This is a genomic window from Oceanobacter antarcticus (assembly GCF_044962685.1).
In the GTDB taxonomy this organism is placed as follows: Bacteria; Pseudomonadota; Gammaproteobacteria; order Pseudomonadales; family Oceanobacteraceae; genus Oceanobacter; species Oceanobacter antarcticus.
Genome location: NZ_JBBKTX010000015.1, coordinates 78,128 through 91,618, shown reverse-complemented (window position 1 = coordinate 91,618; position 13,491 = coordinate 78,128). Strand labels below are relative to the sequence as shown.

General features: G+C 53.2%; 11 protein-coding genes. 2 read left to right on the top strand and 9 right to left on the bottom strand.

What is annotated here, in order from left to right; genetic code table 11:
* Positions 1 to 78 precede the first annotated feature (78 nt).
* The 3 genes from WG929_RS13075 to WG929_RS13065 form a co-directional block, all read right to left on the bottom strand.
* Positions 79 to 1,464 carry a CmpA/NrtA family ABC transporter substrate-binding protein gene (locus tag WG929_RS13075; RefSeq protein WP_416206413.1) on the bottom strand — a complete coding sequence of 462 codons (1,386 nt, stop codon included), beginning with the start codon at positions 1,462 to 1,464 and terminating at the stop codon, positions 79 to 81.
* A 494-nt stretch (positions 1,465 to 1,958) separates the two neighbouring features.
* Positions 1,959 to 3,128, bottom strand: coding sequence for a CmpA/NrtA family ABC transporter substrate-binding protein (locus WG929_RS13070; RefSeq protein WP_416206381.1), 1,170 nt, complete (start codon positions 3,126 to 3,128; stop codon positions 1,959 to 1,961).
* 7 nt (positions 3,129 to 3,135) lie between these two features.
* Positions 3,136 to 3,702, bottom strand: a complete 567-nt coding sequence (locus tag WG929_RS13065) for an ANTAR domain-containing response regulator (protein ID WP_369854854.1) — start codon at positions 3,700 to 3,702, stop codon at positions 3,136 to 3,138.
* Between the two features lie 409 nt (positions 3,703 to 4,111).
* Here WG929_RS13065 and WG929_RS13060 point away from each other — a divergent pair, with 409 nt between their 5' ends.
* Positions 4,112 to 6,421, top strand: a complete 2,310-nt coding sequence (locus tag WG929_RS13060) for a YgiQ family radical SAM protein (RefSeq protein ID WP_416206380.1) — start codon at positions 4,112 to 4,114, stop codon at positions 6,419 to 6,421.
* A gap of 116 nt (positions 6,422 to 6,537) precedes the next feature.
* Here WG929_RS13060 and yghU read toward each other — a convergent pair whose 3' ends face one another.
* On the bottom strand, positions 6,538 to 7,398 hold the full coding sequence (gene yghU, locus WG929_RS13055) for a glutathione-dependent disulfide-bond oxidoreductase (protein ID WP_416206379.1): 861 nt from the start codon (positions 7,396 to 7,398) through the stop codon (positions 6,538 to 6,540).
* A 217-nt stretch (positions 7,399 to 7,615) separates the two neighbouring features.
* Here yghU and WG929_RS13050 point away from each other — a divergent pair, with 217 nt between their 5' ends.
* A complete protein-coding gene (locus WG929_RS13050) occupies positions 7,616 to 8,020 on the top strand; it encodes a SpoIIAA family protein (RefSeq protein WP_416206378.1) in 405 nt (134 codons plus the stop codon).
* Between the two features lie 73 nt (positions 8,021 to 8,093).
* Here WG929_RS13050 and WG929_RS13045 read toward each other — a convergent pair whose 3' ends face one another.
* The 5 genes from WG929_RS13045 to WG929_RS13025 form a co-directional block, all read right to left on the bottom strand.
* Positions 8,094 to 8,891, bottom strand: a complete 798-nt coding sequence (locus tag WG929_RS13045; RefSeq protein WP_416206377.1) for an amino acid ABC transporter ATP-binding protein — start codon at positions 8,889 to 8,891, stop codon at positions 8,094 to 8,096.
* Positions 8,892 to 8,908: 17 nt separating this feature from the next.
* The gene (locus tag WG929_RS13040; protein WP_416206376.1) at positions 8,909 to 10,075 is read right to left on the bottom strand and encodes an amino acid ABC transporter permease; all 1,167 of its coding nucleotides are present in this window, start codon (positions 10,073 to 10,075) and stop codon (positions 8,909 to 8,911) included.
* Between the two features lie 2 nt (positions 10,076 to 10,077).
* A complete protein-coding gene (locus WG929_RS13035; protein WP_416206375.1) occupies positions 10,078 to 11,274 on the bottom strand; it encodes an amino acid ABC transporter permease in 1,197 nt (398 codons plus the stop codon).
* Between the two features lie 67 nt (positions 11,275 to 11,341).
* Positions 11,342 to 12,355 (bottom strand): amino acid ABC transporter substrate-binding protein, encoded by a 1,014-nt coding sequence (locus WG929_RS13030; RefSeq protein ID WP_416206374.1) that lies wholly within the window; start codon positions 12,353 to 12,355, stop codon positions 11,342 to 11,344.
* Positions 12,356 to 12,777: 422 nt separating this feature from the next.
* A complete protein-coding gene (locus WG929_RS13025) occupies positions 12,778 to 13,491 on the bottom strand; it encodes an electron transport complex subunit E (protein ID WP_416206373.1) in 714 nt (237 codons plus the stop codon).

Genomic DNA, 13,491 nt, shown 5'->3' with positions numbered 1-13,491 from the left:
ACTTCCCCGCTATGTGTCGTGTGCCTGCCATCACTTGTGGCGTTGGCAGGCACACTGATCAGACCTATCTATGGATAGTTAGATAGTGTCGTCACCTTTCAGACCAATCTTGAATTTCTTCAAGTAGGCATTAGGTTCTTTGCCATCGTAGGTAATACCATCGATGAACTGGGTTTGTGGTGCCTTGAAGCCGTCTTCCTTGCCGAAGTCAGGGAAGTCAGCCGCTTTCAGTTTGCCTTCCTTGATCAGCTCTTTGGCAGCTGTGGCATAGATGTCAGGACGGTAGACTTTTTTGGCCACGTCCATATACCAGCTGTCTGGCTTCTCGTCGGCAATCTGACCCCAACGACGCATTTGGGTCAGGTACCAGATAGCATCGGAGTAGTACGGGTAGGTGGCGTTGTAACGGAAGAACACGTTGAAATCAGGCACGTCACGCTTGTCGCCTTTCTCGTATTCAAAGGTACCCGTCATGGAATTGGCGATAACGTCGTAATCGGCGCCGACATAGTCAGATTTGGAGAGAATTTTTACAGCTTCAGGACGGTTGGCGTTGTTATCTGCATCCAGCCAGGCTGCTGCACGGATCAGTGCCTTGACCACGGCTTTATGGGTAATCGGGTATTTTTCAGCCCATTGCTGGCTTACACCAAAGACTTTTTCAGGGTTGTTTTTCCAGATTTCGTAGTCGGTAATAACCGGTACACCGATACCTTTAAATACGGCTTGCTGGTTCCAGGGTTCGCCAACGCAGTAACCATAGATGGTGCCAGCTTCCATGGTGGATGGCATTTGTGGTGGCGGGGTGACAGAGAGCAGCGCATCGGCGTTGATTTTGCCGGAGGTATCGCCTTTGGCTGGTGCATAGTAGCCAGGGTGAATGCCGCCAGCCGCCAGCCAGTAACGCAGCTCATAGTTGTGTGTGGATACCGGGAATACCATACCCATGTTGAACGGCTTGCCTTCCGCCTTGTATTTATCAACGACCGGCTTCAGTGCATCTGCCTTGATCGGGTGAACTGGCTTACCATCGGCACCCATGGGCACGTAAGGCTTCATTTGCTTCCAGATGTCGTTGGAAACGGTAATGGCATTACCATTCAAATCCATGCTGAAAGCGGTGATGATGTCGGCCTTGGTACCAAAACCAATGGTGGCGCCGAGAGGCTGGCCTGCCAACATGTGTGCCCCGTCGAGCTGCCCATCAATCACGCGATCCAACAGTACTTTCCAGTTTGCTTGCGCTTCCAGAGTGACGTACAGACCTTCGTCTTCGAAGTAGCCTTTTTCATACGCAATGGCCAGGGGAGCCATATCCGTCAGCTTGATAAAGCCAAACTTGAGTTCTTCTTTTTCAGGGTACTCTTTCGCCAGCGCTGCAGGTGCACTAATTGTTACCAGACCAGTTGCCAGAATGGCGACGCTGGTCAGTAATTTCCGGCGCAGTTGGTTAATTCCTTGCATCATGCTTCCTCTCTCTGGAGCGGGTTTTTAAACAAAAAAAAGGCGCGACAACGATTAACGTTGTAGCGCCTTTGCTTGAATTCTGTGTTTTTAAATGAAGCCCGCCGTTGGGCTTATGTATGGACTGTTATTCAAACGCTGTGCCAAAAGTGTTTAATAAACCAGAAAAATGAACGAAACGGGCCAGAAAGCCCGAATGACGGGCATTGGGGTGGTTTAAAATCGATATCTTTTCCCTGGGTCGTGAGCGGCATGACGTCGTGACTGCACAATATGACAGCACAAATCTGGAACCCACCCCGGTTTGGGGCGTTTATTGACCGATGGCTACAGGGTCTGTTGTGGCTTTACGGAGGGGTGAGAGTGAGTGGATTACGAGGTGTCAGGGAAGCAAGGGTACTGATGGGATGTTACTGATGGGATGTTACTGATGGGGTGTCATACGGCCCAGGCAGCACCCGCATGCCAAACCAGTGGCATGCGGTTTTGTTTGGTCAATGACGATAGGTAAATGCTGTGGGTGCCATCACAACACCCTCTAGTTGCCATTCCTCGCTGTGGCCCAGCGACAGTTGGGTGCCGTCCGGCAGAGCGGGCAGTTGCAGTGCCTGGTGGTACAGATCGGTGCGGAAGCACTGGTTTACTACTTCTTCGCAGTCCAGCGCCGAGCTGACCCAGCCCCAGCGCTGCATCTGTTTCAGGAACCAGCCGCCATGTTCTTGCCATGGATAGTTGGCGAAAGAACGATGGAATACCAGCATATCCGGTTGTTGCTGTTCGGCTTCACCAGGTCGATAGACAAACTCGCCGACCAGCGCAGGCAGGGCTGCGGCAAGGGGGACATGAATGGTTTCAGCCAGTAATGTGCCTGCGGCGTTGCGATTCTCATCCAGCCAGACCGTCGCCTTGTCCAGTGCACGTACCAGCGCCAGAGTGGTATTGGGATGGGCGTTGGCCCACTCCTGAGTCAAGCCGAGTACCTTGTCTGGGGCACTGCGCCATAAGTCGGGGCCAGTCAGCAGGCATTCACCGACATTTTTCTGAATAGCCACTGAGTTCCAGGGCGCACCGGCACAAAATCCGTCGATGTGGGACAGCGACAGGTGATCTACCATCTGTGACGGTGGTAGAACGACCAGCGTGACGTCCTGATCCGGGTCAACACCTGAGGCTGCCAGCCAGTCACGCAGTAACAGATTATGAATGGAGTAAGGGTAAACGGTGGCAAACACCAGCGGTTGGTCGCCGCAAGAACGCCGTGTCTTGATAACCTGTTTTAATGCCTTGCCAGCAGCGACGGCGTCACCGGCTAGAACATACTCAGGAGAATTGGCGTCCAGTTGTTTACCTAACGATCGTGAGATGGTAAAGGCGTTGCCATTCAGGCCGAAGGCAAAGGGGGTCATCATGGCTTTTTTCAGGCCGCCAAGACCGAGATGGGTTGCCAACAGCATAGGGGCCAGCATCTGGGCACCATCGAGGTGACCGACCAGTACCTTGTCGCGAATATTGGCCCAGGATACTTCCTGTTGCAGCTCGACGTTAAGGCCCTCGGCCTCAAAATAGCCCTGGGTATCGGCAACCAGCAAGGGCAGGCTGTCGCTCAGAGGCATGTAGCCCAGTATCAGGTCGGATTTTTCCAGTTGGGTATCAGTGTCTGTCATAGTCAGGTTAACCGTTTAGCAAGTTCATCACCGAAATGATGTTTTTGGCGACATCGACCATACGTTGGCCACGATCCATAGCCATTTTGCGCATGGCGTGATACGCCTCTTCTTCCGACATGTTCTTTTGCTTCATCAACAAGGATTTGGCTTCGTCCAGCAAGCGTCGGTCAGCCAGCTGGTTTTTGGTTTTTTCCAGTTCACCACGTAATGCCTGAAACTCCCGGAAGCGGGCGACAGCGACATCCATGATCGACTTGACGCGGGCAGGATTGAGTCCGTCGACTACGTAGGCGCTGACACCCGCACGCACCGCTTTTTCAATGGTGGCGGGGTCGTCTTCATCGGAGAACATAATCACCGGTTTGGGGTTATGTTGGTTAAGCACGGTCATGTGCTCCAGCATGTCTCGGTCGGGGCTTTCGATGTCGATAATGATGACGTCTGGCTGGTGTTCCATCACTTTTTTCATCAGGCCTTGAGCACTGGCCAGACAGGCAACGACTTCGCAGCCGGCATCCGACAAGGCCTGCTGCAGGATCGCGGCACGAGGCGCCTGATCGTCGACAACCATGATTCGGGGTGTTGTGTTTTTCCCCGGTCTTTTTTGTGATTCACGGTGGGACATTATGTTGAGCTGTATCTCGGCAAGTTAGGAGTGCGATGGTAGCAGTTTTTGGCAGAATAGCAGCAGCGTATGGGAGCGACTGACCGTTGTCATGGACGCAGCTGCCAATGCCGGATTTATGTCATCTCCTTGCCGGTGCCGGGTTTTAAAACGGGATAGCAGGCAAGCTGGAGCCGGAATAAGGCATGTTTTCCCGCCTCACTGCCATGCTGGCCTCGTGTCGACAGGGTTAATGACGATATTATGGTCAATTTCCGACTATTTAACTGGGTTATTCTTCAGTCCTGGCCCGAATTTTGGGAGAATAGCCGCTCTTTGGCGTCCGCCAGTCCGTGTATACAAGAGCTTGAATTTTATGTCGCAGTCCAACCAGCAGCCGGTCACCACCGAGGTACCGCATCTGTTTTCGCATTTCCCCTATTGGGCCGAATGTTTCGGCACCGCACCGTTTTTACCAACGTCGCGAGAGGAAATGGATCAGCTGGGCTGGGACAGCTGCGACATTATTGTCGTGTGCGGCGATGCTTACGTGGATCATCCCAGCTTCGGTATGGCCGTCATTGGGCGCTTGCTGGAAAGCCAGGGTTTTCGTGTTGGTATGATATGTCAGCCGGACTGGAACAATCCGGACGACTTTACCCGACTGGGCAAGCCGAATTTCTACTTCGGCGTGTCGGCGGGCAATATGGACTCGCTGATCAATCGTTATACCGCCGACCTCAAGGTTCGCTCGGAAGATGCCTATACCCCCGGCGGTGAACCTGGCAAGCGCCCGGATCGGGCGGTGATTGTTTATTCCCAGAAAATACGTGAAGTTTACAAAGACGTCCCGATTGTTATTGGTGGTATCGAAGCCAGTTTACGCCGTATTGCCCAGTATGATTACTGGAGCGATCAGGTGCGGCGCTCGGTACTGATTGACTCCGGCGCTGACATTCTGCTTTACGGCAACGCCGAACGAGCGCTGGTGGAACTGACCCACAAGCTGGCCGAGGGCCGCGACATCAAGGATATTATCGACCTGCGCGGCACCGCGATTCTGCGTGATGCGCCACCGCAAGGCTGGACAGAAATCGACTCTACCCGTATTGACTGGCCGGGGAAGATCGACGTCATTGCCAACCCGTACGAAATGAAAGAAGCCAACAGTGAAAGCTGTGCCTCGGATCAGCAAGCCGCTGAAGCGGGTATTGAGGCCGGTGCGGACGCGGATGTCATGCCGATTAAAATTATACCCATGCCATTGCAGCGCAAGGTCGAACACGACAACAGTCGCACCTATATTCGTTTACCCTCATTCGACAAGGTACGTAACGACAGTGCTCTTTATGCTCATGCCTCACGGGTGTTACATCAGGAATCCAACCCCTACAACGCTCACCCCTTGATGCAAAAGCACGGCAGCCAGGAAGTATGGGTCAATCCGCCCCCAATCCCGCTGGAAACCGATGAAATGGATGCTGTCTTTGCGTTGCCGTATCAGCGTATTCCTCACCCGGCGTATGGTGAAGCGCGTATTCCCGCCTATGATATGATCCGTTTCTCGGTGAACATCATGCGTGGCTGCTTTGGTGGCTGCACTTTCTGCTCTATTACCGAGCACGAAGGCCGCATTATTCAGAGTCGCTCCCAGGAAAGCATCATTCATGAGATTGAGGAAATCCGTGACAAGGTGCCAGGATTTACCGGCACCGTCTCCGATCTCGGTGGCCCAACCGCTAATATGTACATGCTCAAGTGCAAGAGCGAGACGATTCTGAAAAATTGCCGTCGCCTGTCATGCGTGCATCCGGGAATTTGTAAAAACCTCGAAACCAGCCATAAACCGACCACCGAACTGTACCGTGCCGCTCGTGCCTTGCCGGGGATCAAGCGTATTGCCATTGCCTCTGGTCTGCGTTACGACCTCGCTGTGGAAGACCCGGAATACGTCCGCGAACTGGTGACTCATCATGTCGGTGGCCTGTTAAAAATTGCTCCGGAGCACACCGAAAAAAACGTCCTCAATAAAATGATGAAACCGGGGATGGGTACCTACGACAATTTCAAACGTATGTTCGACAAGTTTTCGAAGGAAGCGGGTAAGGAGCAGTACCTGGTGCCGTACTTTATTGCTGCGCATCCGGGTACCGAAAACGAAGATATGATGAATCTGGCCCGCTGGCTCAAGAGCCAGAAAATGCGCGTTGACCAGGTACAGACCTTCTATCCGTCACCGATGTCACTGGCCACTGCCATGTACCATTCTGAGCGCAATCCGTTGCAACGGATGAGTTATAAAACGGCAAAAATGACCATTCCCCGTGATATTGAACAGCGTCGGCTGCAAAAAGCCTTCCTGCGCTACCATGACGAACGTAACTGGCCGATGTTGCGTGAAGAACTCAAGCGTATGGGTCGCCACGACCTGATTGGCAAAGGCCCCAATGCCCTGATCCCGGCGGAAGATGCGCCGGCAGGAGGGCGTCAGCGTCCGGGCTATCAGGCCAAAGGCCGAGGAGTGCAGGGCAAGGTGGCCAAGCAGCAGTCGGTCGCCCAAAAAGCCGAAGCAGCCAGTAAACCGCGTACTCAAGGTAGTGTGCTAAGCAAGGGCACGACAGGCAACAGTGGCGGAAAAAATACCGGCAAGGCGCAATTACCGAAACGCGTTCGAAAATTGAAGTAATCATTTTGCCTCGTTCCCAAACAGAGTATGGGAACGAGGCAAAATGACGTGTGATGGTTGTAACCGACCGACGTAGGGCCCGGCTCCGTCCGTGGCCTAGAGCTACATGCCTGGATCTACAGGCCTGTTTGCAAAACCGCATCAATATCACTGGCGCTGTGGCGTTCTTTCAAATACTCGTGCGGTTCGCCCCAGCTGCGATTGATAATACGGCCGCGTGTAACTGCCGGGCGTTCGTCGATGGCTTTGGCCCAGCGCATAACGTGGGTATAACTTTCTGCCTCAATAAACGCCGCTGCGTCGTACAGCCGTCCCAGTATCAGTGCGCCATACCAGGGCCAGATGGCGATATCCGCAATGCTGTATTCGTCGCCACACATAAAGGCGTGATCTGCCAGGTGTTGATCCAGTACGTCCAGCTGACGTTTGACTTCCATGGTGAAACGGTTGATCGGGTATTCGAATTTTTCAGGTGCGTAAGCATAAAAATGACCGAAGCCACCTCCCAGTATCGGTGCGCTGGCCATTTGCCAGAACAGCCAGTTAAAACACTCGGCTCGACCGGCGGCGTCTGCTGGGATAAAGGCATCAAATTTTTCTGCCAGATACATCAGGATGGAACCAGATTCAAAAACTCGTTGGGGCGGGTTAACGCTGTAATCCATCAGCGCCGGAATCTTCGAATTCGGGTTCACCGTAACAAAACCGGAGCCGAACTGGTCGCCGTCAATAATCTGGATCAACCAGGCATCGTATTCTGCAGCGGTTTTACCCAGCACCAATAATTCCTCCAGCAGAATAGTGACCTTGATGCCGTTGGGAGTGCCCATTGAATAGAGTTGCAACGGGTGTTCACCCAGGGGTAACTCCTTGTCGTGGGTAGCACCGGCAATCGGGCGATTGATACTGGCAAACTTGCCGCCGTTACCCGGTTCCCAGCGCCATACACTGGGGGGCGTATAGGTGTTATTGCTCATAATCGGTCTCCATTGTCAGGGCAGAGGAAAAACGTCAGTGGTGGTGATTGATGTCCATATGCAGTGTACGAAGTTGGCGAGCTTTGATCGTGCTGCTTTCTGGCACGATGAGTTGCAATTGAGTTGATTCATATCCTTGTGGTGGCCTGGTGCCAGCGTAATCTGAATAACAACTGAAAACAGCGACTGGCCAACGAACGATATAAAGGAGGCTGTTATGACTCATAAACACCATGGTTTGTCGATTGGTATCAACCGCGTCAACGAGCGGTTTTTTGTCTCACTCAAGGCACAAGGAACCCTGACCCACCGAGATTATGAAACCATCACACCGATGCTGGATACGGCCCTGGCCGCAGTGAATGATCCCACCATTCGGATCATGATTGACGGTTCTGAATTTGAAGGCTGGGAGCTGCAGGCGGCATGGGATGATCTCAAACTGGGACTGAAACACGGCTCGGAAATTGAACGGATTGCCATCTATGGCAATAGCCAATGGCAGCACTGGGTGGCCAGAATTGCCAGCTGGTTTATCGCCGGAGAAGTACGCTTTTTTGATAACTATATCGATGCACTGGACTGGCTTTGTGATAACAAAGCAGATGCAGCCAATCAATAACCCTTGATAAGGTGGTGTCGCTACTTGATTTGGAGATGGGTTGCAGTGCACAGCCCATCGGTTGTGCGTTTGATCAGTGCTGCAGCACTTGGCTGAGGAACAGCTGCAAACGGTCGGTTTCAGGGCGTTCGAAGAATTCGACTGGTGTGTTTTCCTCAACGATTTCGCCACCGTCCATAAAGATCACCCGATCGGCGACTTTTTTGGCAAAGCCCATTTCGTGGGTGACGCAGATCATGGTCATGCCTTCGTCCGCCAGTTCGACCATCACGTCGAGGACTTCCTTGACCATTTCCGGGTCGAGGGCAGAAGTGGGTTCGTCGAACAGCATGATTTGGGGTGCCATGCAGAGCGAGCGGGCAATCGCAACACGCTGCTGCTGGCCACCCGACAATTGGCCGGGATATTTCAGTGCCTGTTCCGCAATCTTGACCCGTTCCAGATAGTTCATGGCCATGGCTTCAGCCTCTGCCTTGGGCTTTTTTTGCACCCAGATTGGCCCAAGGGTGAGGTTTTCCAGAATGGTCAGATGAGGGAACAGGTTGAAATGCTGGAACACCATGCCGACGTCGCGGCGGATGGCTTCGATATTTTTGATATCGTCAATCATCTCTATGCTGTTGACGATCAGTGAACCGCGCTGAAATTCTTCCAGTCGGTTAATACAGCGAATCATGGTCGATTTACCGGAACCGGATGGGCCACAAACGACGATTCGTTCGCCTTTTTTGACCGTCAGGTTAATGTCTTTGAGGACGTGAAAATCGCCATACCATTTATTCAGATTAGTGATGGTGATGACGTCGTCCGGCGACGGGGCTGGCCGTTGGCTTGTGCCCTGAGAGACGTTGCTGTGGTTGTGGGTACTCATCGCTTGGTTTCCGTAAGTCAGGACTGGTGGTTGGTATCGAGTTTACGTTCGATGCGGGTGGCGACCATCGACATACTGAAACAGCATATCCAGTACACCAGCGCGACAAACAGATAGGCTTCGGTTGAAAAGCCACCCAGCCAGCTGGAATTGGTGAGGGCATTCTGGGCGGTACTGAGGACTTCAAAAATACCGATAATCATCAGGAAGGTGGTGTTTTTGAACAGCATGACCGCAGTAGCCAGAATATTTGGCATGGATATCTTGATCACCTGCGGCAAGATCACCAACAGCGTGGTTTGCCAGTAACTCAGGCCAATGACGGCAGCGGCTTCATATTGCCCAGACGGAATCGCCTGAAAACCGCCCCGATACACTTCTGCCATATACCCCGCCATAAACAGGGTCAGCACGATCCAGACACGCAGCAGCTTGTCGACATTGGTGCCTTCCGGGAAGAACAGTGGCAACATCACCGAGCCCATAAAAAACAGCGCCAGTACCGGAACACCACGGAAAAATTCGATCAAGATCACACAAATACTGCGTGCCATTGGCATCTGCGAGCGGCGTCCGAGTGCCCATAAAAAGCCCAGCGGCATGCCGAGAATAATGCTGGCAGATGCCAGAAACAGGTTTAATGAAAAGCCGCCCCAATAGGCAGTACTGACGTATTCCAGCCCGAGCAGACGACCATCCAGAAGGATAATGGCCATAAACGGGAACGCCAGCAGCAACAGGATATCGACCTTGTTACGCAGCTGGCGTGGCAGCCAATAGGGCGACGATAACACCGCTGCCAGCAGTATCAGACTGAGGTTGACCCGCCACAGGCTGGCATCCGGGTAGCTGCCATATACCAGCGGTTGCAACCAGACCTTGATAAATACCCAGCAAGCGCCATCGCCGGTACAGGCTGCCTGGGTCTGACCACTGAGGTTGGCAGAGATAAACAGCCAGTCGACCAACGGCGGTATGGCCCAGGCCAACAGTGCCAGCAGGGTTATCGAGACCAGCGTATTCAGCGGTGACGAAAACAGATTGGTTTTTAGCCAGGCACGTTTGCCAACGCTATCAATCGGCGCTGGCAGAGCGGGTTTGGGGTGAAAAATGCGGCCATCAGCAGGCGTTGGTATGGCTGCCGTTGGCATTGTGGTACGGGAGGGTTCGACCGGATGGCTCATGGTTATTTCCTCTCTGCCAGGCTGACTTTGTGGTTGAACCAGTTCATCACGAAGGAAATGGTCATGTTGATGATGAAGAACACGGTCAGGGTCATAAAGACAATTTCAATGGCCTGGCCGGTCTGGTTCAGCGTAGTGCCGACAAATACCGTAAACAGGTCGGGATAACCGATGGCGGTCGCCAGAGTCGAGTTTTTCACCAGTGACTGATATTCGCTGTTGAGCATGGGCACAATCACCCGCATGGCTTGCGGTACGACAATCAGCTTCATGATCTGGCTGTCTTTCAGGCCGATGCTGCGGGCGGCTTCGGTCTGGCCGTGGGGAACGGCCTGTATGCCAGCCCGTACGGCTTCGGCAATAAACGCACCGGTATAGATGCTCAGCGCCAGCGCCAGCGCCATCAGTTCCGGGATGATGGTGATGCCGCCACGGAAGTTAAAGCCTTTTAATTCCGGATATTCCAGTGCGAAAGGAATGCCGGTTACCAGAGTCGCCAGCAGTGGTAAACCGATCAGTAACGCCAGTGACAGCCGCACTACGGGCAGTTGCACCCCTTGCAGTTCCTGCTTGCGTTTGGCCCAACGCTGCAGCGCAAAGATGCCAATAATAGCAGCAGCAACAGCGCCGTAAACCAGACCCGAACCGGGTTCACCGATCAGTTTCGGCAGGTAAAGACCACGAATATTAAGGAAAAAGGCTTCTCCCAGACTGAAGCTGTTCCGTGCACTTGGCAGCGCGGCCAACACGGCGAAGTACCAGAAGAAAATTTGTAATAACAGGGGAATATTGCGGAATATTTCGACGTACACCACCGACAGACGCTGTACCAGCCAGTTGTTGGAAAAGTAGGCAACGCCCATGACAAAGCCGATCAGAGTGGACAGTACAATGCCAATCGCACCCACCAATAAGGTATTCAGCAGGCCGACGATAAAAGTATCGAGATAGGTATGGGTGGCGTCGTAGTCCACCAGAGCCATCAGAATATCAAACCCGGCAGTGGTACTGAGGAAGTCGAAGCCGGTCTTGATGCCGCGGGCTTCCATATTAGCCAGGGTATTACTGATAATCAGAAAAACAAGGTAGCCAATCCCGGCTACCAGAAGCAACTGGTAAAACAGGGCGCGGACATGGGGATTGTTATAAAACGCGGGAGCCGAGCCCGCAGGCGGGGTGGGGGGCGTACCGTTGGTCATAGGGCTCTCTCTGTATCCGGTAAAACACATTCACCCGCCATCAGGCGGGTGAATGTCATCAAGGCGATCAACGAATCGGGTTGGAATACATGATGCCGCCTTTATTCCACTGGGCGTTCAGACCCCGGGCGATCTTCAGGGGGGAGCCGGAACCGACATTACGTTCGAAGACCTCACTGTAGTTACCGACCTGAGAAACAATATTGTTGGCCCAGTCGGCGCTGAGGCCGAGTTTGGAGCCTGCGTCACCGTCGCTGCCGAGCAGACGTTTCTGTTCCGGGGTGCCGGACTTGGCGGCAGTGGCTGCGGTGGCGCTGCTGATGCCGAGGTATTCAGCTTCGATGATCGCCGCCAGCGACCATTTGACGATATTAAACCAGGCGTCGTCGCCCTGACGCACCACCGGGCCTAGTGGCTCTTTGGAAATCACTTCTGGTAATACCATCGCGTTTTCCGGCTTTTGCAGACCAATACGCAAGGCATAAAGCTGGGATTGGTCAGACGTCAGGACGTCGCAGCGACCGCTTTCAAAACCGGCACGGGTCTGGTCAGAGGTATCAAAGGTAATGGCGGTGTATTCCATACCGTGGGCGCGGAAATAATCGGCCAGATTCAGCTCTGTTGTTGTCCCTGCCTGGATGCACACGGTAGCGCCGTCGAGGTCGTTAACGCTGCTGACGCCGAGGTTCTTCGACACCATAAAACCCTGGCCATCGTAGTAGTTCACACCCACAAAGTTCAGGCCCAGAGAGGCATCACGAGTCAGGGTCCAGGTGGTATTGCGCGATAGCATATCGACTTCGCCAGATTGCAGAGCGGTAAAACGCTCCTTGGCGGTCAGAGGTTTGTACTGCACCTTGCTGGCATCACCCAATACGGCCGCAGCAACGGCACGACAGACATCAACATCAATACCAGACCAGTTACCTTTTTCATCTTTTTGCGAGAAGCCGGCCAGTCCGGTGCTGACACCACAGGACACCGCGCCACGTTTCTGGACATCCTCCAGCGTGCCTGCCTGCGCGGTTATGGAAAGACCGAGTACGAGGCCTGTTGCCGCCATCGTCACCTGTTTCAACATAGTGTGTGCTCCCTGTTTGAGTCGTCGAGTAATAAAAGAGTGTGCTCGCTCGGCACATTCATTCAATTTGGGTGCCAATGAACTGTCAATGAACAGCCATTGACCCGTGTATGCACTGAAATTGCTCATGGCCACACTCTATCAGCTTCGTGGCAGTGTCGGAAAAATTTCAATCGTCCAGACAGAACAGGATGTCTGGACGAAGGCCGCAAACATGGAAAGTTTTGCATTAATATAGTGCTATTTTGCCGATTAATGCTCTTTTTTTGAGCAAAAGGCAGTTTGCTGTGATGAGCAAGAGATCGTTAGGAGGCCCTTGGGGGCGAATAAAGATTTTGGGTGATGGTTTTGGGCTATGATCTTGCAGCGGCAGGCGGACAATCGCTCGCTGCGACAGGCTGCGAGCCTGGAAAAACGGCTAATCAGCTGATCTTGCCAGTGACCCGTACACGCTTGCCGCCTACTTCAAGCGGGGCTTTTGTCGCTTCGGCGGCGGCTTTGATTTGGCCATCAATAATATTTTTCAGGGCAATCAAAATGCCCATGGCCATAAAGGCACCGGGTGGCAAAATTGCAAAAAGGAAATCGGGATAGTTGCTGAACAGCTCGATTTTCCAGTTGACGGCTGATGGGCCAAACAGCAACTGCATGTTCGAGAAGAGTACTCCCTGGCCCAGTATTTCGCGCATCGCACCAAGGATAATCAGCACGGTGGTGAACCCCAGAGCCATCATAAAACCGTCGACAATGGAGGGGATTACCGGGTTTTTGCAGGCAAAGGCATCGGCCCGTCCGAGAATCGCGCAGTTGGTGACGATTAACGGGATAAAAATACCCAATACCTGATACAACTCGTAAGTGAACGCTTGCATCACCAGTTCAGCCACGGTGGTAAACGAGGCGATAATCATCACAAACGCGGGTAACCGCACGGCGTCCGGGACGTGGTTGCGAATCAGGGATACCGCAAAGTTGGAGCCGACCAGTACCATCATGGTGGCCAGGCCAAGACCGAGAGCATTCACCACTGAACCGGTGACGGCCAGCAGCGGACAGAGGCCGAGCAGCTGAACCAGTGCCGGATTGTTGTTCCACAAGCCATCAAGGGAGATTTCCCGTAGTGATTTGGTTGCCAT

Excerpts from the sequence above, each read along its gene's own strand:
- WG929_RS13045 (WP_416206377.1), bottom strand. The coding sequence starts at position 8,891 with ATGAGTACCCACAACCACAGCAACGTCTCTCAGGGCACAAGCCAACGG.
- WG929_RS13030 (WP_416206374.1), bottom strand. The coding sequence starts at position 12,355 with ATGTTGAAACAGGTGACGATGGCGGCAACAGGCCTCGTACTCGGTCTT.
- WG929_RS13050 (WP_416206378.1), top strand. The coding sequence starts at position 7,616 with ATGACTCATAAACACCATGGTTTGTCGATTGGTATCAACCGCGTCAAC.
- WG929_RS13040 (WP_416206376.1), bottom strand. The coding sequence starts at position 10,075 with ATGAGCCATCCGGTCGAACCCTCCCGTACCACAATGCCAACGGCAGCC.
- yghU (WP_416206379.1), bottom strand. The coding sequence starts at position 7,398 with ATGAGCAATAACACCTATACGCCCCCCAGTGTATGGCGCTGGGAACCG.
- WG929_RS13060 (WP_416206380.1), top strand. The coding sequence starts at position 4,112 with ATGTCGCAGTCCAACCAGCAGCCGGTCACCACCGAGGTACCGCATCTG.
- WG929_RS13025 (WP_416206373.1), bottom strand. The coding sequence starts at position 13,491 with ATGGCAACCAAATCACTACGGGAAATCTCCCTTGATGGCTTGTGGAAC.
- WG929_RS13075 (WP_416206413.1), bottom strand. The coding sequence starts at position 1,464 with ATGCAAGGAATTAACCAACTGCGCCGGAAATTACTGACCAGCGTCGCC.
- WG929_RS13035 (WP_416206375.1), bottom strand. The coding sequence starts at position 11,274 with ATGACCAACGGTACGCCCCCCACCCCGCCTGCGGGCTCGGCTCCCGCG.
- WG929_RS13065 (WP_369854854.1), bottom strand. The coding sequence starts at position 3,702 with ATGGTTGTCGACGATCAGGCGCCTCGTGCCGCGATCCTGCAGCAGGCC.
- WG929_RS13070 (WP_416206381.1), bottom strand. The coding sequence starts at position 3,128 with ATGACAGACACTGATACCCAACTGGAAAAATCCGACCTGATACTGGGC.